Here is a 20,376-nt window from a genome sequence, read left to right as displayed (position 1 = left end):
CTCGTTGACGGCCGCGACGAGGACGGTCGCCCCATGGCGGACCGCGGGCTCGTCGCATCTCGTGGCCACGCTGCGATGCGGACCCGGCAGTGCCGCACTGAGCCGAAGCACGGTCGTCGTCACAAGGGAATGCGCGTCGTCACCTTCGAGGCCAGGCGTCGCAAGGTCGTTCTCTCAGCTCTTGACGGCGTCCGCGATCTGCTGGGCGGCCTGGGCGGGTGTGAGGTGCGTGGTGTCGACGACCTCGGCCTCGGCGTGCAGCCACGTGCGGGCCGCCTCGGCGTAGGGCTCGAGGTATCGCAGACGGAACGGGGAGTTGGGGCCGAGAACGGTGTCGCCAGCGATGCGCCTGCGGAGGGTGTCCTGGTCGGCATGGAGGACGAAGTGTCGGACCGGAACGGCGTGCTGGGCGAGGCCCGAGCTGATCTCGCGCCAGTACGGCTCGACCAGCACCGTCATGGGCATCACCAGGGTGCCGCCGGTGTATTCGAGGACGCGGCGGGCGGTCTCGACCACGAGAGGTCGCCACGGCGGCCAGTGCTGGAAGTTGTCCGTCGTGGGCAGCCCCGGTGCGATGTCCATGAGCGTCTCGCCGACCTTCTCGGCGTCGAGCACCCGTGAATCCGGGATCAGCTGCTGTACGAACGCACTGGTCGTCGTCTTGCCCGCGCCGTGGGTGCCGTTGAGCCATACGATCATGAACCTGACGCTAGTGCTGTGGCCGGAAAGGTTTGCCGGTTCGCGGCGTTCGGTGCGGTGCATCGCAAGGCGGAGGACCGCGGCTCGTACTGGACGTACTTGCGCGGTCCGACAACGCGGCGAGGTGCCGTACCGGGCGTCGTGAGCCGGTGAACCTTTCCGGTCACAGCACTAGTAGGGCTTGGTCAGGTTGGGGCTGGTGTTGCGTGTCCTAAGGGCTCGGTGAGTCGTTCAAGACGTGTGACGCCGGAGGAAATTGCAGCTGTACGTGGCGAGTTGGAGGACTTCGCGGCGGAGGTTTTCGAGCCGTTCGCGCGTAAGGATCAGCGTCGGTGGGGGCGGGTTTACCTGCGGGGCCTGCTCACGGACGGGCAGCGCAAGTCGGTCGAGCCGATGGCCGCCCGGCTGGGCGAGGACGGGAACCGTCAGGCCCTGGCCCACTTCATCACCACCAGCCCGTGGGACCCCGCGCATGTGCGGGCCCGGCTGGCCTGGAGCATGGAGAAGGCGATCCGGCCCACCGTGCTGATCTTCGATGACACCGGCTTCCTCAAGGACGGCAATGCCTCGGCGTGTGTCTCGCGGCAGTACACCGGCACTGCGGGCAAGGTCACCAACTGCCAGGTGGGCGTCTCCCTGCACCTGGCCTCGGACCACGCCTCGGTGGCGGTCAACTGGCGGCTGTTCCAGCCCGAGGCCTGGGACCCCGCCTCGCCGAAGGCGGACCCGGCCAAGGTCGCCCGCCGCACCGCCTGCGGCATTCCCGACGACACCGGGCATGTGGAGAAATGGCAGCTGGCCCTGGACATGCTGGATGAGACCCGCTCGTGGGGCATCGAGGTGCCGCTGGCCGTCGCGGACGCCGGATACGGAGACGCGGCGGCATTCCGGCACGGCCTGCAGGCCCGCGGCCTCAACTACATGGTGGGGATCTCCACCACCCTCTCGGCCCAGCCCGGCGAAGCCGTGCCGGTGACCGAGCCCTACTCCGGGAACGGACGGCCACCCGTGGCGAAGTACCCGGACAAGCCGCAGTCGGTGAAACAGCTGGTCATCGCGGCCGGCCGGAAGACGGCGAAGCCAGTGCAATGGCGTGAGGGCTCCCGGCCCGGCACCGGCCGCAGCGGCTTCAAGCGGATGTACTCGCGGTTCGTGGCCTTGCGGATCCGGCCTGCCGGTCGCGAGGTCCGCCACACGGTCGAGGGCCCGGAACTGCCCGCATGCTGGCTGCTGGCCGAGTGGCCGGCCGACCAGGGCGAACCCGTTCAGTTCTGGCTCTCCGACCTGCCCGCCGACACCCCGCTGACCACCCTGGTCCGCCTGGCCAAGCTCCGCTGGCGCATCGAGCACGACTACCGCGAGATGAAACAGGCCCTGGGACTTGCCCACTTCGAGGGACGCACCTGGAACGGATGGCACCACCACGTCACCCTCGTATCCGTCGCCCACGCCTTCTGCACCCTGCAACGACTGGCCAGAGCCCCAAAAGACATGGCGCCGGCCTGAGCCTCTACCAAGTCGTCCGCGAGCTACAAACCCTCCTCGCGACATGGACCGGCGCATGCCCCACCTGCCACCGCGGCATACCCACACCAACCCCAACCTGACCAAGCCCTACTAGCGTCGTGCGGGCCACCGGGACCAGCCTTCGGTGACAGCAGGGCTGCCGAATGAGGTTGTGTGACGAGGCAGATGCCTCGCCGTGACAACCAGGGCGCTTCGACCGACCCCCTCCAGCAGCTCGTCCGACCCCGCTGCTCGTTGACCGGCCGGCGAACAGTTGCTGGGCGCTACTCTGCTCCGATGACGGACAGCAAGCTGATGATTGACCTGAGGGGTCGGCAGATAGAGACGCTCGATGACTTCTGGGACGCGGTCACCGAGCCGTGCGGGCTGCCGGAGTGGTTCGGTCGGAACCTGGACGCGTGGTCGGACACGATCGAGACGGGCGGCATCTCGGACGTCATAGACAGCCACGATGTTCTGGTCGTGCACGTCGACCAGAACGGACTCTTCGAGGGAACCCGCCGGGAGGCCCAGGTCTTGGCCGACATCTTCGATGGGCAGCAGAACCGACTCGTTGTCCACGCGAGGGCCTGACGCCCTTCGCCTTCGAGGCGGGGCTGATCAGTTGTGACCAGCCGACGTTCACGATCACCGGCCCCCGCCGACCTGACGGTCGGCGGGGCCCGTGCATGCTCACCCGTTCCCCACTTTTCTCACTTCGTTGAGAACTCAACGAAGTGAGGCGTTGAGCGTCCCCGGTCGCGCTCTTCGGCGGCCGCTCACCGGCGGCTCGCTTGCGTGTACCAGGTGGTGGGAGTGGCGGGCATGGCCGATTCGCCGTTGCGGGTGGGGCGTACTGCCAGTAGTTGGTCCACGCCCATGCGACGCTCTGAGAAGGCCAGCGATGCCCCGGCCAGGTAGAGGCGCCACACCCGGCCGGTGGTCTCGCCGACGAGGTTCTCGACCTCGGGCCAACGGTCTTCGAGACGGGTGCGCCAGGCGTCGATCGTGGCCGCGTAGTGCTCGCGCAGGGATTCGACGAAGCGGATCTCCAGGCCCGCGGCCTCCAACAGGTCGGCGGTGCGGCCGACGGGCCGCATGTGCATGTCGGGCGCGATGTAGGTCTCGATGAAGGGCCCTCCACCGGGTGCGTCGGCGCCGCGTGACATCTGCTGGATGAGGAGCCGGCCCTCGGGACGCAGTGCGTCGTGCAGTTTGGCGGCGAAGGCGGGGTACTCGGCGTCACCGACGTGTTCGCCCATCTCGACGGCGCTGGCCGCGTCGTACCCTCCGCCGTCGATGTGGCGCCAGTGCCGCAGCTGGACCTCCACCAGTTCGGCCACGCCCTCGCGGGCGGCTCGTGCGGCGACGAAGTCACGCTGCTGCCGGGACAGGGTGACCGCGGTGACGCGCACCTTGTGTTCCCGGGCGGCGTGCACGGCGAGGGAGCCCCAGCCGCACCCGACGTCCAGGAGCCGATCGCCGGCACGCAGTCCGAGCTTGCGGCAGATCAGCTCCAGCTTGTCCCACTGGGCCTCGGCCAGGCCGTACGTGGCGTCGGCAGGCCGGGCCCAGTAGGCGCACGAGTACGCCATCGACTCGTCGAGCAGCAACGCGTAGAAGTCGTTCGACACGTCGTAGTGGTGGCTGATCGCGGCGCGGTCCCGGGAAGAGCTGTGGAGACGGCCGGTGAGCCTCGCCCGCCCGTCCGGCCGGCGAGGAGGCAAGGACGCCGCGCCCAGCCCGACGGCGAGGGCTGCGGCCGCCGCCAGTTGGGCCGGCCGCGGACGAACGACCCCCTGGTCGCGCACGGCCCGGCCGGCCTGGGAGAGTGCGGTGGCGAGGTCGCCTTCCACGTCGAGGTTGCCGCTGATGTAGGCCTCGGCCAGGCCCAGCTCACCGGGCTGCCACAACAGGCGGCGCAGGGCGTCGGGTGAACGCAGCACGACCACGGGGGCGTCGGCAGGTCCGGCCTCAACGCCCTCCCAGTCGCGCAGCCGTACGGGAAGCGGGCCGGTGAAGAAGTGGCTCACCAGCGCGGTGAGGCGTTCGGCCGGGGGCCTCATCGGCCGCCTCCCACGGCGAGGCGGGGCAGGCGGACGGCGGGGCAGCGGAAGCGGAGTCCGGCCTGCGAGCAGGTGGGGGAGATGCGCCGCGTGCGCTGGAGGAGGACGGCGAAGCCGCGTTCGCCGCAGGCTCCCCGGGGGGCCGTGGCGAAGCGTGCCCGCCAGGGCCGCAGCACCGGTGCACCGTGTTCGCGGCGACCGTCGTCGGCGGCCGTACGCGGGCCCACGGTCCGCCCGCCCCATCGGGGGAGTCCAGCGGCACCGGCGTGGCCGCCGAGCCCTCCGTGCGCCCCATACAGGGTCCTCGCGCACGAGACCGCCCGCGTGCGGGCGCCGGTCGCCCCTGCCCCGCCGGCGCCGATGACCGCCGTCTTCCGGTGTTCCACCACAACTGCTCCCGCCACTCGACACGCCGCTGGTGTGCGGCTGGTTCACGCGTACTTCGCAGCCGAAGGTCGTGCGGATTGCCGGTGACGGGCGCGGGCTGCGCCGCAGTACGGGGCTCAGACCGGCAGGGTCGCGAGCTGCGAGGCCAGGGCCGCGGCCGGTGGGAAGGTGGCGCCCAGGGCCGTGACGTGCTTCCAGTGCAAGCGGCCGTCGGCGTCGATGATGAACACCGAACGCCTCAGTCCGATCAGGGGCGCGGTGATGCCGAAGGACCGCGCCACGGCCCGGTCCGGGTCGGACAGGAGCGGCATCCTCAACTGCCGGGCCCGGGCGAACCGCTCGTGGCTGTCGACGTCTTGGGCGCTGATCCCCCACACCACGGCCCCCGCGGACTGCAGCTGCTCCAGTCCGTCGGAGTAGGAGCACAGCTGTGCGGTGCAGACGGGCGTGTCGTCGCCGGGGTAGAAAGCGAGGACCACGGGGTTTCCGCGCTGCGCGCGAAGGCTGTAGTGGCCGCGGCGGAAGGTTTCTCCGCTGAGCTGTCCGCCGGAGAGGCGGAACTCTCCGAGGAGGTTCCCGATCTTGGGGGTACTGGGCATGCGCCCTCCTTCTCTAGTTCTGACGCCGGTTGCCGGATGTCGGTTGCCCGTTGTCGGACGTTGGATGTCGGTTTTCGGTTGCTCGCAGTGTGGCTGGGCTCCGTTGCGGTGTGCGTCAGGCGGGCAGGGCCATCAGCAGCAGGGGATCGGTGGTGGGCCGGGACGAACCTCCGGCGGGCTCCACGGTGAGGCCGACCGCGGTGGCGGCGGCCGGGTCACCTTTGACCGGGACGGTTCCGTCGCCGTGGAGGAACCCGGCCGGCCGCATGCTGCCGTCGACGTCCAGCCACAGCTGGTAGGTCGTGCCCGGTGCCGGGGAGGGCAGGCCGGTGGCGGTGACGACGGCCATGTTCCGGCGGTCGGAGGAGACGAACGTCATCAGCGCACCGTTGGCCGCCTTGCCCTGGCTGGTACGGGCGTCGGGCGCCGCCAGGACGCTGCTGACGGCGTCCAGCCGCTCTTCGGCCTGCAGGGCCCGCTGCGCGGACTGCTCGCCCTGCTCGTGCTGCCAAGCGGCCAGGCTCGCGAAGGACGCGGCGGCCAGACAGGCGACCAGTGCGAAGGGCCCGGCCTTGCGCAGCAGCCCCCCGCCGGACCGATGCGCCGCAGCAGGAGCCGGCACCCGCGGCGGGAGCTGGCGTACGCCGTCGATCGCCGACAGGGTCCGCTGCTTCATGGCGGCCGACGGGGCCCGGGCCACGGCGACCGCGAGCCGCGCGGCGGTGGCCTCGAACTCCGCCACTTCCTGGCGGCATTCCGCGCAGTGCTGCAGGTGGCGGCTGAACGCCTCGCGTTCTGCGGGATCGACGGCGTTCAGGGCGTAGGCCGCAGCAAGGGCGTGGAGGTCGGTGTGGTGCTGGTTCATGTGGTCACCCCCATGCAGTCGCGGAGCCGGATGAGTCCGTCGCGCATGCGCGTCTTGATGGTCGGCAGTGCTACGTGCAGGGATTCGGCGACTTCACGGTAGGTGAGCCCCTGGTAGTAGGCCAAGGTCACGGCCTGGCGCTGGAGTTCGGTCAGGCCGCGCAGGCAACGGCGTACTTGCTCGCTCTCGAGCCGCGTCTCGACCCGCTCGGCCACCTCGTCGAACGCCGTCCGGTGCTCGCGGGCGGCCTGCGCGCGTTCCCGGTCGGCGGACGCCTGGGCGGAGCGGACCCGGTCCACGGCCCGCCGGTGGGCGATCGTCGCCGCCCATGTGGTGACGGCGCCGGATTCGGGGCGGTAGCGGGCGGCCTGCCGCCACAGGTCGATCATGACCTCTTGGGCGACCTCCTCGGACTGCGCCCGGTCGCGCACGACTCTGATCACGATGCCGAACACCATGGGTGCCAAGGCGTCGTACAGGGTGGAGAAGGCCCGCTCGTCGCCGCGGGCGACCTGTTGCACGACCTCGGCGAGATCGGGGCGGCCGGTGGGGCGGGGGGCACGGAACGGCAGCGGCTGGCTCACCGGCCGGGCCCCGGCCATGGCGACCGGCCGCAGCGGCGGCCTGGGCCGGCCGTCCGGGGGCGGGGTGTCCATCGCATGTGAGTCCTTCGTCCGTCGCTGGTGTGGACCGGACCGCACCGTGCTGGAGCGGTCCGGCCATGGATCCGAGGGGTGGGTCTGAACGGTTCTTCGGAGCGGACGTTCGTGCGGATGGGAGGGCTTTTCGTTGCGCAGCCGGTCGCCCGTTCCCCCGCGCGAGCGACCGGTCCGCCGGGGCCCAACCGCAGGCCGGGGAACTCCGGAGGACGGTCGAGGGACCGGGCGGTCACCGGACTCCTCACCGGCCGCGCGGCCTCCGCGCGGCCTCCGCGCGGCCGGAAAACCCCTCCCCAAGGAGGCGGGACGATGGTTCGTGTCCGGAAGAGCCCGGCGGCGGCTTTGGCCTCCCCCTGCCCCGGTTCGCCGTGAATTCGCGCCCCGGACGGCAGCCGCACGGTTCCGGTGCGCCACGGCCTGAAGCCTCCCGACAGCGGGGACCGGGGACTCATTCGTTCGGGTGACGGGCCAATCCGCCGGGTGGGCGCCGCCGAATGCGGGGATGTGAGCAGCTTCCGCACTACCGTCAGCCGGGCCGGCCTCGGGGCCCTGTCCGGCCTGCTGGCCGGGTTCACCGCGCTGGCGGTGGCCGAGCTGACGGCCGCCCTCGGGCGGCCCGCGGCCGGACCGGTGACGGTGGTCGGGGGCGCGGTCATCGACCGGACCCCCGCGCCGGTGAAGGACTTCGCGATCCGCACGTTCGGGGAGAACGACAAGCTCGTCCTCCAACTCGGCATCCTCGTCCTGCTGAGCCTGTTCGCGGTCGCCCTCGGCCTCCTCGCCCTCCGGTACCGGCGGGCGGGGGCGGCCGGGGTGCTGGTGTTCGGGATCATCGGCGGGGCCGCCGCGCTGAGCCGGCCCGACAGTGCCGGAGCCGCGGACGTCCTGCCTTCCGTGGCGGGCGCGGTGGCGGGCGCTGCGGTGCTGTACGTCCTGGCAGGCAAAGCCAACTCCACCGGCTCGCCGAGAAGAGCCGGGGGCAGCCGGGACGGTTGGAGCCGGCGGGGATTCCTCAACGCCGCTGCCGCCACAGCGGCCGCGGCAGCCACCGCCGGAGCGCTGGGCCGCGTGCTGTCCGGCCAGCGGGGGCAGGGAGCCGTCACCTCGCGCGACGTGCTCAGCCTGCCGGCCCCCGCCTCTCCCGCTCCCGCGGTTCCGGCCGGCACCCAGCTGAAGGTCGACGGCATCAGCCCGTTCACCACGCCCGTCCGGGACTTCTACCGCGTCGACACCGCACTCGCCGTCCCCATGGTCGACGCCGGCACCTGGCGGCTGCGCATCCACGGCAAGGGCGTTACCCGGCCCCGTACCTACACCCTCGACGAGCTCCTGGCCCGCCCGCTCATCGAACGGGACATCACCCTGACCTGCGTCTCGAACGAGGTCGGCGGACCCTACCTGGGCAACGCCCGCTGGCTCGGCGCACGCCTGGCCGATCTGCTGGCCGAGTGCGGGGTGAAACCGCCGTCGAAGGGCGGTGCGGCCGATCAGCTGGTGGCCCGCTCCGTGGACGGCATGACGCTCGGTTCGCCGGTCGAGGACGTCATGGACGGCCGCGACGCGATCCTCGCGGTCGGGATGAACGGCGAACCGCTCCCGTTCGACCACGGCTTCCCCGTCCGCATGCTCGTTCCCGGCCTGTACGGGTACGTGTCGGCGTGCAAGTGGATCACCGACATCGAGCTCACCACCTTCGACGCCTACGACCCGTACTGGGTGAAGCGCAAGTGGGCCCGGCGGGCGCCGATCAAGACCCAGTCCCGCATCGACACCCCCAAGCCCTTCGCCCGCCCCACCGCCGGCACGGTGGTGGTCGCCGGCGTCGCCTGGGCCCAGCGCCGCGGCATCACCCGCGTCGAGCTCCGCATCGACGACGGCCCCTGGCAGGACGCGGAGCTCGGCGCCCAGGACACCGTCGACACCTGGCGCCAGTGGTCCTACCGCTGGAACGCCGCCCCCGGCGGGCACACGATCACCGTCCGCGCCACTGACGGCACCGGGGCGGTGCAGACCGAGCAGCGCGCCCGAACCGTACCCGACGGCGCGAGCGGCTGGCACAGCGTCTTCGTCACCGTCGCCTGAGACCACCGGACAGGCCCACGGCCGACCCGGCACCGCCGTGGTGCGGACCCGCGGGATGGTCAAGGGGCGGGGGAAGGAGCCCTCACCGCGCCAGTCATGAGACGACCCGCAGAGCCGGACGGTGCCGATGGCCGGCTTCGAAGAGCTCCGACGTGGGGTCCCGGTGCAGCCCCAACCGCATGACGTCAATCGCCAAGGCCATCCTCACGCTGGAGCGGCAGCGCTGAAGATCCCTATTGAGTGCTTCGTCTGGCGATAACCGCCACATGCGCTCACGCGGAACCGAACCCCCCTGGAGTCAGTCCTGATCTTGGGTGTACTGGGCCGCGTACCAACTGGAGTCGATGGCCGGGTTGCGCAGCGCCCCCCAGAATCGATCGTCAGGTATCGGCGGCAGGGGCTGATTGCCCAGGTCCGCATGCAGGTCCGCACGCCAGTCGAGAGTGAAGTGACTCCGGGTCTCCGCGCTCTCGCACACGGACCTGTACGGGGACCCCCAGATTCCGAGGGCTATTTTCTCCGCGGCCCACCTGCGCGTGCGGTCTCGGCCGGTGTCGGCCTGTGCGAGCACCGCGCGGAGTCGCAAGGCGAGCGGGCCTGTCTGGTCCGGCTGCGGCGGGGCCGCACCGCGCTCCCACGCGTCCAGGGCTGTCTTGACCTCCGGGTAGTTGTTCAGACCCGTTTCGACCGCCAGTCTGCGCAGCTGCTTCCGCGCGGCGTCGACCACCTGCTCATACGGCAGGACTGCGATCAGCGCACCGAGTTCCTCATGCCCGTCCAGGTGGCTCACGTGGAGGATGTCGGTGGGACTGTAGGAAAGGTCCAGCTCTGGCAGCTGCTCATCCGGTGCTGGAAGGGGCTCGTCGGCAATGTACTGCGGCCTGGCAGGCGGACGCCCCTCCCAGAACAGCCGGCCGTTGAAGGTGACGACACCGGCGTCCTGGCCGCGCTCGAGCGTGTCGGCCAGTTCGGCCAGGTACTCACCCAGCGAGTCGGCCTGCCCGAAACTGGTGCCGGTCTCGTCGAAGAACCGTCCGATCGCACCGAAGGAATCCCGCCCGGTACGGCAATCCATCAGAAGACCGTCCGACGTCACGTCGTAAGAACCGAACTTCACGTAGTCATGAAGCCAGTAGCCCTCGGCCTCCCCGTCGAGGCCCTGGCCGATGCCACGCAGGAACCCGGTGTCCCTGAGGATTCCGCTCACCCCGAGCAGCCGGTCGCCCGTGCTGAAGCAGAAAGCCTCGGGTCCCTCCAGCGCCCCGTTGTGCCGGAGGAGCGAAGCGACCAGGTCCGGAGGAAAGGTGACCCCCAGTTCCTGTTGCACTGCTGCGATCTCTTCGTCTCCTGCGGGCGGCCGAAGCGTGGCAAACGTGCGGGGCGCGTGCTCGCGCAGCCACGCGTCGATGCGAGTCCATGAGTCCTGGACCAGGTCTGATCTCATAGGGGCGACCTTAGAACCAGCGACTGACAACAGCGTCGCTCACCGGCCTTGCCGCCGCATTGGCGTTCAGGCCAGCAGGCTGCTGGCACTGGATGCTGCAGCCGCTCACTCGACGCTGAAGCGCTCTGGCGTCATCACCCGATCGGTGGCCAACTTGAAGAAGCTCGCTGAGGCTTGAAGTGCGGAGTTGGGGGTTGATGGCCAGGCTTGTGGCGGTGAGGCAGCCGTCGATCAGGTCGGGCGCGTACGACGGAAGCCGGACGGTGGTGAGTCAGTCATCCTCGGCCTCGTACCGTTTCAGCCCGACGGCCAGATGGGTGTTGAGGTTGTCCCAGACCATCACGATCGGGCCGTCGAACTGGATGTGTGCCCGCACCAGGAGGTCGCGGCAGTCCTTCAGGAGAAGCTCTTGCGTGCGTCCTTGAGCAGGGGAGGGGTGCGCGGCCGGTGGATGAGACGGCTATTCTCGCCGGTTTCGTAGCAGCACGGCGCGGCGACCGAGGTCCGGCGGCGGGGCCGTCCTGCAGCCGGATCCCCTCGCGAAACGCCCGACGGTCACCGGTCAGGCCCCCACCCTCCGGGTACCTCATCCCATCGGCATACCGCAGGGATCATCAACCCTCACTACCCGACGACAACCCGAAACCTCAGTAGGTGAGGAGAGGGTGCTCGATAAGAGGGACGGCAGCGATCATGGCGCTGCGGCGGACGTCGGCGTCGAGGGCGACGCACTCGTCGTTGGCGTCGTTGGCGGTGTCGCCGAGCCAGTCGAGCAGCCGCACGAGAGTCGGGCGGTTACGTGCCCCGCGAGTGCCTCCAGTTCGGGGCAGTTCTCCAGTACTGCCTTGAGCTGGAGCCGGTCGCCCTCGGTCAGGGCGGCTGGGGTTTGTTCGGTGGGTCGGCCTTGCCAGTGGCTGTCCGTCAGGTGTCGTACTCGCCGTTCCACGGAGCCGAGAAGCCCAACCGATCCGGATGGAGCTCAGCCCAGTCGTGCTCGCCGCCCTCGTCTTCGGCACGGCACTCCGTGATGAGACCGAAGACCACACCGTCAACGGTGAGCTGGAACGGCTGGATCGCGATGTCGCAGTACTCACGCCCTGTGAGGCCGGAGAGGACGGCGGCGAGCCGGGCTTCCGCACGGGCAACCACGGAACGCTCGCCCTGCGGACGCTTGACCTGATCCGCCCAAGTACCGGCACACCAGATGTCAGACTCCTGGTGGCGTCCTTCGTGGTCGAACGTGTGCAGCACGACGAAGAGCCGCTTCTGCTCCTCCCAGCCTTCCCCCGTCACGAACCCGTCCGGGAATGCGTAGGTGACCGAAGCCAGGAACTGGCCGCCGCTGAACCGGCCTATGGTGCTCGTGCGATGGCCCGGCTCATGGGTGATGGGGATGATCTCAGGCACAGTCATGCCCGCACCTTAAACACCAGGTGAGACAGGCACCTCGCTGGGTTCGAGATCGGAAACGGGCACGGCCGGCACGAGGGCTGGGTCGTCGCTCCACCGGGCGACGGCCCGCACTGCTGCGGGAATGGGCGGTTGCGTCCGACCAGGTCCGGCGGAGTGGCTGTCGTCGTCCGCGGACGCGCCGTGCCGGAGCGGCGCCGAGTGTGCCGCAACCAACTTCACCGATGACGTGACACGGACGCGCCAGCGCTCCAGAGCGGATGGCGTCGGTGGCCGTCTACGATCCGACCCGTGCCTTCGCCCCGCTCAGATCCGGCTTCCTGCCGCTGTCCCGAGCAGGTTCGACGTGAAGCGGGCGGTCCCGACGTTCGATGACCCCGCCGGACCCGGGCACCGTTCAGTCGAGCAGGTCGCCGTAGCTCGGCAGCTTGAAGGGCTTCTCGTAGTAGCCGCCCTCGAAGTCGGTCGACCGGTTGCCGATGTTGGCGGTGATGGTGTAGCCGTCCCTGGTGAGGTCCTGCCGGCAGCGCGCCTTGCCCTTGCCGAGGCTCTCCCCGTGCCGGCGGGTGCAGATGCCGTCCACCGGGTAGCCAGCCGCCCTGAGTTGCGCGTCGGCGGAGGACGAGGACGTACGGGCCGTGACGAACAGGACGCTCATGCCGTGCGCGTCGGCCCACCGGGCCACGTCTCGCACCGGGTTGTTGGCGTGACCGGGGTGGTAGTAGGTCTCCAGAGCGGTGTTGTCGATGTCGAGGACGATCGACAGCCCCTGCCCGCCCTCCTCGCGGCGCTCTCGCAGCCAGGGAATCGCGGGCGACACCGCCGCCTTCACGTCGGACTGCCACGTCTGGTAGCTGGGTGCGGATGCCGCTTGTGCGGTGGGAGCGGTGGTCAACAGCACGGTCGGCATGGCGACCGCAGCCAGGGCACCGAGCACAACGGAGGACCTTCGAAGAGTCATCGGTTCCAAGCCTCTCTGAGAGGGACGACTGGCCTTGCCCGGTAGGCAAACACCGCACGGTTACGCTCCCGGGAACGGAAGACGCCGGTAGACGTAAGAAGGCGTTGCCTTTTCGAGCGCACGTACCCGGTTCGGCGAGCCGCGGGCCGCGAGCCGCCGGGGCCGGGGTGGCGTGTCGTCGGCGAGCCGGGGCCTCGGGCGGGTGAACCGGGTTCGGGTGGACTGTTGCTGACGGTGTGGTGGTCAGTAGCACCGGCTCATGATGATCACTGCTGGAGCGGAACGGGGTGTCTGGCTGCCTTCGTTGAGCGCCGCTTCTACTTCGGCTGCACGCTGAGCTGCCACCCTTGCAGGAGCGCTCCTTCCGAGACCTCGGCCGACTACAGAGATCGTGCACCACTCGGCAACAGACGGGCTGGACTGAGCGCCAGTCGCCCGGGCCGAGAGGGATGCAAGTGCGCCTTGACAATCGTGAATTGTCAAGGTGTGCTTGCCTAATGACTCTTCCAGATCTGGACGATCTCATCGCGGAAGTCGACCGGAAATGCGACACCGCGCACCGCCCCGGTGGACAAGAGCAACCCGACTGGCTAGCCCTACTGACGGTCGCTGCCCAACTCTCAGGCCAATTGCAGGCACTGGCAGACGACCTGGTGGAGGACTACGTCGAGCACTGCCGGATGCATGGCAACTCGTGGACGGACATCGGCACCGCCCTGGGCGTGAGCCGACAGGCGGTCCAGCAACGCTTCCATGCACCTCACAAGCGCTACAGCCCCGAGACAATGACCGACGACCTCCGCCAGGCGATGGTCCACGTCAAGCGAGCAGCTGTGCACCACCGCAACAACTACATCGGCACCGAACACCTGCTCTGGGGACTGACCGCAGAGGACAACGGCGCCACCCGGCTCCTGCGGACCGTCGGCGTCTCACCGGAGGAGGTTCACCGATCCGTCGGAAGCCGGCTGAGCGTGGGAGCCTCCCAGGCGGCCGAGCGGATCGCCTGGACCCCGTACTCCCGCAAGGCCATCGACATCGCGGAGGCGCGGTCAGAGCAGCACGGATCCGACCGCATCGGCTGCGAGGACCTGCTGATCGGTCTTGCCCGGGTCGGCCGCGGAGTGGCCGCCGCCGTCCTGACCGACGCCGGCTTCGACCCGGCAGGCGATGACCCCGCGCCTGTCGAGGGCTGAGCTGAGCGGAGCAGAGCCCGGGAGACCGTAAGACGTACTGTCGCGGTGCCGGCCGGAACCCGGACGCCAGTCTCCCCGGAAGCGGAGACGGCGTGCGGGTTCTTGGCGGGCCGGCTCCAGGATGCTGCGAACTCGCGGGCTTCCAGAAGGCAGAAGGTGGATCAGGATCCGGCGGAGGGCGCCGCTGCTCGTGTCCCTCGGCCGCTGTTCGGCTCAGGGAAGGAGCCCGAACAGGGCGACGCGTAGCGGCGGGCGAGCGGCGGCGCCGTACCTCGCGGCTCCTAGGGTTCCGTGCTCGGCTCCACGGGCTGGGCGGCGGCGCGTACGAGGTTCTGCTCCAGGCGTTCCAGGGTGGCGAGGGCGCCGGCGCGCTCGTCGTCCGAGAGGCCCGTGGCCGAGATCTCCTCGAGTTGGCTCCAGACCCGCTCCACCTCCCGGCGCAGGGCGTGGCTGGCTGCTGTCGGTTCGATGAGCGAGGCGCGCTTGTCGGTGGGTGAGGGGCGGCGGCGGACGAAGCCGGCCTGTTCGAGGCGGCGGACGGTCCGGGTCATCGTGGCGGCGTCGGAGTCCATCAGGCGCACCAGGTCGATCTGACGCTGGGGACCGAGTTCCCAGAGGTGCATCATGACCAGTTCCTGGCCCGGGTGCAGGCCGATGCGGCGGAGCAGCTGCCCCGCGTACATGCGGTGCAGCCGGGCAAGCCGGAAGATCGCGTGGCTGATCGGTCCGCTGCTGGCCGCGCCGGGGACCGGCACGGTGGTGCCCCGTTCGGCGGCTCCGGAACCCTGCCTGGCTTCAGGTGTGGACTCGGCCATCACTTCCCCGCTCTCCTGTTTGGGCAGGAGAACTCTACCTTTCATCGAAGCTCGGTGGCCGCCGATTCACCGGTCGAGGGGCATAAATGGGCTGCTCGATGCGTGTTACCAGCGTCACTTCGGCATCAAAGACATGTTTCCTGTCCGGACAAGTGTTTTACTTGTTCGGACAGGAAAGGCTGGCGCGGGCCACGGTGTGCCCGGCCCGCAGAGCGCCACTGACCCCCCGGGAGTGACCCATGACCACTGCTTTCGATCCGATCGTCCTGGGCGGTACGCACCGCCTCGCGAACCGAGTCGTGATGGCGCCGATGACACGCAGCCGCGCCTACGGTCCGGACGCCGAGCCGACCGAGCTGATGGCGGCCTACTACGCGCAGCGAGCCGGCGCCGGGCTGATCGTCACCGAAGGCGTCCAGCCCTCGGCCGTCGGCCAGGGCTACCCCGACACCCCCGGCCTGCACACGCCGGGCCAGGTGCGCGCGTGGCGGACGGTGACCGACGCCGTGCACCGCGAGGGAGGAGTGATCTTCGCGCAGCTGATGCACACCGGGCGGATCGGTCACCCCAGCCTGCTGCCGGACGGCCTGACGCCGGTGGGTCCCTCTGCGGTCGTGGCCCAGGGCCGGGTCTACACCCACCAGGGGCCGCAGGACTTCGTCACGCCGAAGGAGCTGAGCGAAGCGGAGATCCGGCAGACCATCGCCGACTTCGCGACCGCGGCGCACCACGCCGTCGAGGCCGGATTCGACGGCGTGGAGATCCACGGCGCCAACGGCTATCTGATCCACCAGTTCCTCGCGGACAACACCAACCACCGCACCGACGCCTGGGGCGGCTCGACCGAGGGCCGGATCCGCTTCGCCGTCGAGGTCGTCACGGCCGTGGCCGAGGCGGTCGGCGGCCGGCGAGTCGGTCTGCGGATCTCGCCCGGAAACCGCTACAACGACATCGTCGAGGACAACCCGGGCGAGGTCTACGGGCCCCTGCTGGACCGGCTCGCGGGTCTGGATCTTGCCTATCTGCACCTGATGGAGGGCCCGGACTCCGGACTGACCGCACGGCTGCGCAAGGAATGGCCCGGCACGTTCGTCCTCAACCCGTTCACCCATCCCGACGTCACCGGCCTCGACGCACTCGAGCTGATCGAGGACGGGAGCGCGGACATGGTGGCGTACGGGGCGCTGTTCCTCGCCAACCCCGACCTGCCCCGGCGTCTCGCCGCCGGCGGCCCGTTCAACACCCCTGACCAGACCACCTTCTACGGCGGCGACCACCGCGGCTACACCGACTACCCCACCCTCACCGCTTGAGCAGCGGCTCCGTCAACGGGCCCTTACCTGGGAGTTCCTGATGTCCAAAGCGATCGCCTTCTCCGAGTACGGCACGCCCGAGGTGCTGCGCCTGTCGGAGGTCACCCCGCCGGAGCCGGGCCCGGGCCAGGTCCGGATCCGAGTGCGGGCCGCCTCCGTGAACCCTCTCGACATGAAGATCCGCTCCGGCCTGATGGCCGGGGCCGTCCCGGCGCGCTTCCCCGTCGTTCCCGGACTGGACGCATCCGGTGTCGTCGACGCGCTCGGCGAGGGGGCCGCTGTGGCCGTGGGTGACGAGGTCCTCGGCGCCACCGCGGGCGGCAGCTACAGCGAGTACGCGCTGTTGGAACGGCCGGTCGCCAAGCCCGCAGCGCTGTCCTGGGAGGTCGCAGCGTCGCTGGTGACCGTCGGCCGGACCGCGTTCCGTGTCCTTGCCGAGCTGGGAGTGCGCGAGGGGCAGACCCTGCTCGTCCACGGTGCCGGCGGCAGCGTCGGCATCATCGCGGCGCAGCTGGCCGTCACCCGCGGCACCACCGTCATCGCAACGGTCGGCGAGCACGACATCGAGCGGGTCACCGCCCTCGGAGCCGTCGCCGTCCGCTACGGCGACGGCTGGCTGCAGCGGGTGAGGACCGCAGCGCCCCAGGGGGTCGACTTCGTCCTCGATGCCTCCGGTGCCGGCGTCCTCGCCGACTCCGTCGCCCTGACCGGCGACGCCGCACACGTCATCACCATCGCCGACATGTCCGCCGCGCAGCACGGCGTCCGCTTCAGCGCCGGCCGAGCCGGCAGCGCCGACCAGGCCGAAGAAGCCCTGCCGCAACTGGTCGAGCTCGCCGCCGACGGCACGCTCACCCTGCCCGTCTGGCGGACCTACCCGCTCGAAGAGGCCGCGACGGCGCACGCCGACCTGGAAGCCCACCGCAACCGCGGCAAGGCCGTCCTGCTGCCCTGACCTCGCGCGCTGCCGCCTCGTACTGCTTCCGGGGGCGAGGCGGCCCCGGGGGCCGCAGCCGGTCGTCTCCGGGCCGAAGGCGGTACTCAGCTCCTCCAGACCTCAAGGGGCCTGCTGCTCGAGCGAACGTGCAGCGGCAGGGTCACCACGATACGGGGAGGGACCGAAGCCCGCGCTTGTGGAACGAGGGCCACCATTGAAGGTCCTCGCGGGCCACGGCCAGCCTCAGCCCGGGTCTACGCCGCAGAAGGGTCTCAACGGTGACTTCTGCTTCAAGCCGGGCCAGCGGGGCGCCGAGGCAGTAGTGAATGCCGTGGCCGAAGGCCAGGTGGGCGGGGGTACGCGTCGGATCGAAGCTGCGGGGGTACGGGAACTGAGCCTCGTCGCTGTTGGCGGAGATGATCGAAATCCAGATCCGCCCGCTTGCCGGGACGACGGTCCCGGCGATGGTGAGCTCCTCGAGTGCGAACCGGCGGACGCCCAGGGGGAACGGCGGATCCGAACGTAGCGTCTCTTCGATGACGTCGCGGATCGCGAGTGTGCCGTGGCGGACGGCATCGAGCTGCTCGGGGTGGAGGAGCAGGGCCGTGATGGTGTTCCCGATGAGGTGGACGGCGTTGTCGTAGCCGGCGAAGAGGATGAGGAAGGTGATGGACACGAGCTCGGACTCGGTCAGGCCGTCGTGTTCGTCGCGCGCTTGGATCATGGCGGAGAGAAGGTCGTCCGTGGGCTCCTCCCGCTTGGCAATGATGATCTCGACGAGGTAGCGGTACATGCTGCGCATGGCCGTCCGGGAGTCCACGGCTGCTCCCGGGGCGGGCGAGAGCAGGGTGTTGGTCCACTCGCGGAAGTCGCGCCGTGCGTCGGCCGGAACGCCGAGCAGCTCGCAGATGACGTTCATCGGGAGCGGGTTCGCGAGCACGTCCACCAGGTCGATGTCCGGGCCCGCCGGGGCCGCGTCCAGGAGTTCGGCGGCGAGGGTTTCGATGCGCGGGCGAAGGTCGGCCATGCGGCGGGGAGTGAATGCCTTCGACACCAGTCGCCGCAAACGCGTGTGGTCGGGCGGGTCCATGTTGAGCAGGTGGGCGTCGAGCTCCGGCGGCATGGAGGACCGGTAGGAGTCGCGGGTACGAGCGTTCGCCTTGTTCAGGGACAGCCGGGGGTCGGCCAGGGCGGCGCGGGCTTCGGCATAGCCGGTGATGACCCAGACGGCTTCCCCGTCGGGTGTCGTCGTGGCGTGGACGGGCCCGGCGCTGCGCAGCTGCGCGTACCGGCCGTGCGGGTCGGTCATCAGAGCGTCGTCGAAGAGGGGGACGATCACGCGATCACCGATCCGGCTCCGGCTCCGGCTTCGGTTCCGGCAGCGCGAGCGCGGGGGGCGACGATCGCCCGGTTGCGGAGCCGGATCTTCGATCGTGGGGACGACCTGCTGATGAGCAGTGCCACGAAGGAGGCCAGGCAAACGGCCACCGAGACGTACGTGATCAGCACCGCTCAGAACCTCCCTATGCTGCGGGCCAGTGACCCCGCAAGTGATCGACGAGGTCGGCGACGCCGGCGGGCGCATCGCGGGAGGGCCTCGAGGCCGGCGTAGGACACCATAACCCGTCTTCCCGGGGCGAGTTCAGAGGGGCGGAGGCCGCCGGCCGTTCCGGGGCCAGGTCGTCGTCTCGTCTCCTGTGAGTGGAAATCCGCGCATCCCCACCGAGGGAAGTCCGCCGAGGAACATGCCGTGACAGAGGCCGAGTGCCCCGCTTGCGGCGGCCCACATCTGGAGACGCGGACCGGCCAAACGGCGTCGCGGACACGGCTCGGCCCGGTGCACGCGTCCTTCAACAGGCCCGTTGTCCGGCCGTGATGACGAATTAGGGTGTGCTCATGGATCTTCAAGGCGAGCTCGCCACCCACCCCTATGCCGCGTACCAGCGGCTACGTGACACTGCGCCGGTTCAGCGCATCACCGGGCCCGGCGGCGAGCCCGCATGGCTCGTCACCCGGTACGACGACGTCCGGTCAGCCCTCGCGGATCCTCGGCTGTCCCTCGACAAGACCCATGCGGCGGAGGGCGCGTACCGCGGCCTGTCGCTACCGCCGGCCCTGGACGCCAACCTGTTGAACATGGATCCCCCCGACCACACCCGTTTGCGCAAGCTCGTGGGCCGCGCGTTCACGCCTCGCCGCGTGGAAGAGCTCCGTACCCCGATCCGACGCACCGCGGACGACTTGCTCGACGCCCTCGGCACGCACGGTCGAACCGACTTGATCGCGGCATACGCGGCACCACTGCCGATCACCGTCATCTGCGACCTCCTCGGCGTCCCGGACGACCACCGCAAGGACTTTCGCGGCTGGACCAACGAGCTGATCGCGCCGGACCCCAGCCGCCCCCAGGCGGCCAAGCAAGCGATCGGCGCCATGCTCGCCTTCTTCACCGAGCTCATCGCGCACAAGCGCCAGCACCCCGCCGACGACTTGCTCTCCGACCTGATCGCGGTCCGCGACACCGACGGCGACCGCCTCAGCGAGGACGAACTGACCTCGCTCGCCTTCCTGATCCTCGCCGCCGGCTACGAGAACACCGTCCAGCTCATCGGCAACGCCGTTCATGCCCTCCTGACCCATCCCGACCTCCTGGCACGCCTTCGCCTGGACCCGTCGAAGCTCCCTGAGGCAGTCGAGGAACTGGCGCGCTACGAAGGGCCGGCGCTTCTGGCGATCCGCCGCTTCCCCACCGAGGACGTGACGATCGGCGGGACGTCCATCCCTGCAGGAGAAACCGTCCTGCTGTCGCTGTCCGCGGCCAACCGCGATCCCGCCCGCTTCTCCCGCCCCGAGCAGGTCGACCTCGACCGCGACACCTCCGGACACCTGGCGTTGGGCCACGGAATCCACTACTGCCTGGGCGCTCCGTTGGCCCGCGCCGAGGTCGAGATCGCACTGTCCGCGCTCCTCGAGCGGTTCAGCAGCCTGACCCTCACCGAGACCGAACCCCAGTGGCGAACCTCTCTGCGGGCCCGCGGCCTTCTCGAGCTGCCGGTGGAGTACAAGGCCGCGCGGCCGCTCGCGTGAGAGTCCGGTGAGGCCCCGCGCCTCCGGACCCCGATACGGTTGTGGGCGCGGCACGCGAAAACGCATGCCGCGCCCACGACCGTTCCGAGCGGACGCTCAGCTCTCCACCGCCTCAGCGCTCCGGCACTTCCGGCCCCGGCACTTCCGGTGCGCTCGGCGCTGTCACCCGTGGCGGTATGACGGCGGCCCGGACGCGATCGGTGCCACCGCTTCGAGGGTCCGCTGGACAGGGGCCGTCTCCAAGGTTCGGATCGCCGTCACCGTGCCCCGACCGTCCGCGAGGTAGTGGTGGAAAGCGGCGGTGTTCTTGCACAGGGCGTGAGGCGAGGGCCGGCGAGCGCCAACGATCC

At 70.2% G+C, this 20,376-nt stretch carries 20 protein-coding genes and 1 pseudogene; 7 read left to right on the top strand and 14 right to left on the bottom strand.

From position 1 onward, the window contains the following. Nucleotides 1-174: 174 nt before the first annotated feature. Complete coding sequence (locus tag OG207_RS03695) at nucleotides 175-699, bottom strand: AAA family ATPase (protein WP_329095826.1); 525 nt, start codon at nucleotides 697-699, stop codon at nucleotides 175-177. A 240-nt stretch (nucleotides 700-939) separates the two neighbouring features. Here OG207_RS03695 and OG207_RS03690 point away from each other — a divergent pair, with 240 nt between their 5' ends. Together OG207_RS03690 and OG207_RS03685 are read left to right on the top strand one after the other, a co-directional pair. After that, nucleotides 940-2,205 (top strand): IS701 family transposase, encoded by a 1,266-nt coding sequence (locus tag OG207_RS03690; RefSeq protein ID WP_329095407.1) that lies wholly within the window; start codon nucleotides 940-942, stop codon nucleotides 2,203-2,205. A gap of 297 nt (nucleotides 2,206-2,502) precedes the next feature. Then, nucleotides 2,503-2,799 (top strand): barstar family protein, encoded by a 297-nt coding sequence (locus OG207_RS03685; RefSeq protein ID WP_329095824.1) that lies wholly within the window; start codon nucleotides 2,503-2,505, stop codon nucleotides 2,797-2,799. Between the two features lie 185 nt (nucleotides 2,800-2,984). Here OG207_RS03685 and OG207_RS03680 read toward each other — a convergent pair whose 3' ends face one another. The 5 genes from OG207_RS03680 to sigK all read right to left on the bottom strand — a co-directional run bounded on the left by OG207_RS03680 (nucleotide 2,985) and on the right by sigK (nucleotide 6,724). After that, nucleotides 2,985-4,271: a cyclopropane-fatty-acyl-phospholipid synthase family protein gene (locus OG207_RS03680; protein ID WP_329095822.1), complete on the bottom strand. Its 1,287-nt coding sequence runs from the start codon at nucleotides 4,269-4,271 to the stop codon at nucleotides 2,985-2,987. Then, the gene (locus tag OG207_RS03675) at nucleotides 4,268-4,498 is read right to left on the bottom strand and encodes a hypothetical protein (RefSeq protein WP_329095820.1); all 231 of its coding nucleotides are present in this window, start codon (nucleotides 4,496-4,498) and stop codon (nucleotides 4,268-4,270) included. Before OG207_RS03675 ends, OG207_RS03680 begins: the two co-directional genes overlap by 4 nt. Before the next feature lie 276 nt (nucleotides 4,499-4,774). Further along, nucleotides 4,775-5,257, bottom strand: coding sequence for a peroxiredoxin (locus OG207_RS03670; RefSeq protein WP_329095818.1), 483 nt, complete (start codon nucleotides 5,255-5,257; stop codon nucleotides 4,775-4,777). Nucleotides 5,258-5,372: 115 nt separating this feature from the next. Beyond that, on the bottom strand, nucleotides 5,373-6,122 hold the full coding sequence (locus OG207_RS03665; protein WP_329095817.1) for an anti-sigma factor: 750 nt from the start codon (nucleotides 6,120-6,122) through the stop codon (nucleotides 5,373-5,375). Further along, nucleotides 6,119-6,724: an ECF RNA polymerase sigma factor SigK gene (sigK, locus tag OG207_RS03660; protein WP_329107416.1), complete on the bottom strand. Its 606-nt coding sequence runs from the start codon at nucleotides 6,722-6,724 to the stop codon at nucleotides 6,119-6,121. Before sigK ends, OG207_RS03665 begins: the two co-directional genes overlap by 4 nt. A gap of 561 nt (nucleotides 6,725-7,285) precedes the next feature. On the opposite strand from sigK, the gene OG207_RS03655 reads away from it, so the two are divergent. Further along, nucleotides 7,286-8,863, top strand: coding sequence for a sulfite oxidase (locus OG207_RS03655; RefSeq protein WP_329095816.1), 1,578 nt, complete (start codon nucleotides 7,286-7,288; stop codon nucleotides 8,861-8,863). A gap of 298 nt (nucleotides 8,864-9,161) precedes the next feature. Here OG207_RS03655 and OG207_RS03650 read toward each other — a convergent pair whose 3' ends face one another. The 5 genes and pseudogenes from OG207_RS03650 to OG207_RS03635 form a co-directional block, all read right to left on the bottom strand. Next, complete coding sequence (locus OG207_RS03650) at nucleotides 9,162-10,307, bottom strand: SMI1/KNR4 family protein (protein ID WP_329095814.1); 1,146 nt, start codon at nucleotides 10,305-10,307, stop codon at nucleotides 9,162-9,164. A 10-nt stretch (nucleotides 10,308-10,317) separates the two neighbouring features. Then, nucleotides 10,318-10,829: pseudogene (locus OG207_RS43980) on the bottom strand (hypothetical protein); the annotation flags it as partial. Between the two features lie 125 nt (nucleotides 10,830-10,954). After that, complete coding sequence (locus OG207_RS03645; RefSeq protein WP_329095813.1) at nucleotides 10,955-11,089, bottom strand: hypothetical protein; 135 nt, start codon at nucleotides 11,087-11,089, stop codon at nucleotides 10,955-10,957. 139 nt (nucleotides 11,090-11,228) lie between these two features. Beyond that, a complete protein-coding gene (locus tag OG207_RS03640) occupies nucleotides 11,229-11,720 on the bottom strand; it encodes a hypothetical protein (protein WP_329095812.1) in 492 nt (163 codons plus the stop codon). Nucleotides 11,721-12,114: 394 nt separating this feature from the next. After that, nucleotides 12,115-12,678, bottom strand: a complete 564-nt coding sequence (locus tag OG207_RS03635; protein ID WP_329095811.1) for an HAD family acid phosphatase — start codon at nucleotides 12,676-12,678, stop codon at nucleotides 12,115-12,117. Nucleotides 12,679-13,307: 629 nt separating this feature from the next. On the opposite strand from OG207_RS03635, the gene OG207_RS03630 reads away from it, so the two are divergent. Then, complete coding sequence (locus tag OG207_RS03630; protein WP_329095809.1) at nucleotides 13,308-13,874, top strand: Clp protease N-terminal domain-containing protein; 567 nt, start codon at nucleotides 13,308-13,310, stop codon at nucleotides 13,872-13,874. A gap of 281 nt (nucleotides 13,875-14,155) precedes the next feature. Here OG207_RS03630 and OG207_RS03625 read toward each other — a convergent pair whose 3' ends face one another. After that, nucleotides 14,156-14,689 (bottom strand): MarR family winged helix-turn-helix transcriptional regulator, encoded by a 534-nt coding sequence (locus OG207_RS03625; protein ID WP_329095807.1) that lies wholly within the window; start codon nucleotides 14,687-14,689, stop codon nucleotides 14,156-14,158. A gap of 239 nt (nucleotides 14,690-14,928) precedes the next feature. On the opposite strand from OG207_RS03625, the gene OG207_RS03620 reads away from it, so the two are divergent. Then, on the top strand, nucleotides 14,929-16,002 hold the full coding sequence (locus OG207_RS03620; RefSeq protein ID WP_329095805.1) for an alkene reductase: 1,074 nt from the start codon (nucleotides 14,929-14,931) through the stop codon (nucleotides 16,000-16,002). Nucleotides 16,003-16,042: 40 nt separating this feature from the next. After that, the gene (locus tag OG207_RS03615) at nucleotides 16,043-16,957 is read left to right on the top strand and encodes an NADP-dependent oxidoreductase (protein ID WP_329095804.1); all 915 of its coding nucleotides are present in this window, start codon (nucleotides 16,043-16,045) and stop codon (nucleotides 16,955-16,957) included. A gap of 142 nt (nucleotides 16,958-17,099) precedes the next feature. Here OG207_RS03615 and OG207_RS03610 read toward each other — a convergent pair whose 3' ends face one another. Together OG207_RS03610 and OG207_RS03605 are read right to left on the bottom strand one after the other, a co-directional pair. Continuing rightward, nucleotides 17,100-18,278, bottom strand: coding sequence for a cytochrome P450 family protein (locus tag OG207_RS03610; RefSeq protein WP_329095802.1), 1,179 nt, complete (start codon nucleotides 18,276-18,278; stop codon nucleotides 17,100-17,102). Continuing rightward, on the bottom strand, nucleotides 18,275-18,448 hold the full coding sequence (locus OG207_RS03605; protein WP_329095800.1) for a hypothetical protein: 174 nt from the start codon (nucleotides 18,446-18,448) through the stop codon (nucleotides 18,275-18,277). The genes OG207_RS03610 and OG207_RS03605 overlap by 4 nt, the downstream gene beginning before the upstream one ends. Before the next feature lie 387 nt (nucleotides 18,449-18,835). Here OG207_RS03605 and OG207_RS03600 point away from each other — a divergent pair, with 387 nt between their 5' ends. After that, the gene (locus tag OG207_RS03600) at nucleotides 18,836-20,026 is read left to right on the top strand and encodes a cytochrome P450 family protein (RefSeq protein ID WP_329095798.1); all 1,191 of its coding nucleotides are present in this window, start codon (nucleotides 18,836-18,838) and stop codon (nucleotides 20,024-20,026) included. The last annotated feature ends 350 nt before the right edge of the window (nucleotides 20,027-20,376 follow it).

Source organism: Streptomyces sp. NBC_01439, assembly GCF_036227605.1.
Classification (GTDB): Bacteria; Actinomycetota; Actinomycetes; order Streptomycetales; family Streptomycetaceae; genus Streptomyces.
This window is presented reverse-complemented; position numbering and strand designations above follow the sequence as displayed.

What these genes read in the sequence shown, in the direction of transcription:
- OG207_RS03695 (WP_329095826.1), bottom strand. Translation starts at nt 699, where the DNA reads ATGATCGTATGGCTCAACGGCACCCACGGCGCGGGCAAGACGACGACC.
- OG207_RS03685 (WP_329095824.1), top strand. Translation starts at nt 2,503, where the DNA reads ATGACGGACAGCAAGCTGATGATTGACCTGAGGGGTCGGCAGATAGAG.
- OG207_RS03680 (WP_329095822.1), bottom strand. Translation starts at nt 4,271, where the DNA reads ATGAGGCCCCCGGCCGAACGCCTCACCGCGCTGGTGAGCCACTTCTTC.
- OG207_RS03670 (WP_329095818.1), bottom strand. Translation starts at nt 5,257, where the DNA reads ATGCCCAGTACCCCCAAGATCGGGAACCTCCTCGGAGAGTTCCGCCTC.
- OG207_RS03665 (WP_329095817.1), bottom strand. Translation starts at nt 6,122, where the DNA reads ATGAACCAGCACCACACCGACCTCCACGCCCTTGCTGCGGCCTACGCC.
- sigK (WP_329107416.1), bottom strand. Translation starts at nt 6,724, where the DNA reads ATGGCCGGGGCCCGGCCGGTGAGCCAGCCGCTGCCGTTCCGTGCCCCC.
- OG207_RS03650 (WP_329095814.1), bottom strand. Translation starts at nt 10,307, where the DNA reads ATGAGATCAGACCTGGTCCAGGACTCATGGACTCGCATCGACGCGTGG.
- OG207_RS03640 (WP_329095812.1), bottom strand. Translation starts at nt 11,720, where the DNA reads ATGACTGTGCCTGAGATCATCCCCATCACCCATGAGCCGGGCCATCGC.
- OG207_RS03635 (WP_329095811.1), bottom strand. Translation starts at nt 12,678, where the DNA reads ATGACTCTTCGAAGGTCCTCCGTTGTGCTCGGTGCCCTGGCTGCGGTC.
- OG207_RS03625 (WP_329095807.1), bottom strand. Translation starts at nt 14,689, where the DNA reads ATGGCCGAGTCCACACCTGAAGCCAGGCAGGGTTCCGGAGCCGCCGAA.
- OG207_RS03620 (WP_329095805.1), top strand. Translation starts at nt 14,929, where the DNA reads ATGACCACTGCTTTCGATCCGATCGTCCTGGGCGGTACGCACCGCCTC.
- OG207_RS03615 (WP_329095804.1), top strand. Translation starts at nt 16,043, where the DNA reads ATGTCCAAAGCGATCGCCTTCTCCGAGTACGGCACGCCCGAGGTGCTG.
- OG207_RS03600 (WP_329095798.1), top strand. Translation starts at nt 18,836, where the DNA reads ATGGATCTTCAAGGCGAGCTCGCCACCCACCCCTATGCCGCGTACCAG.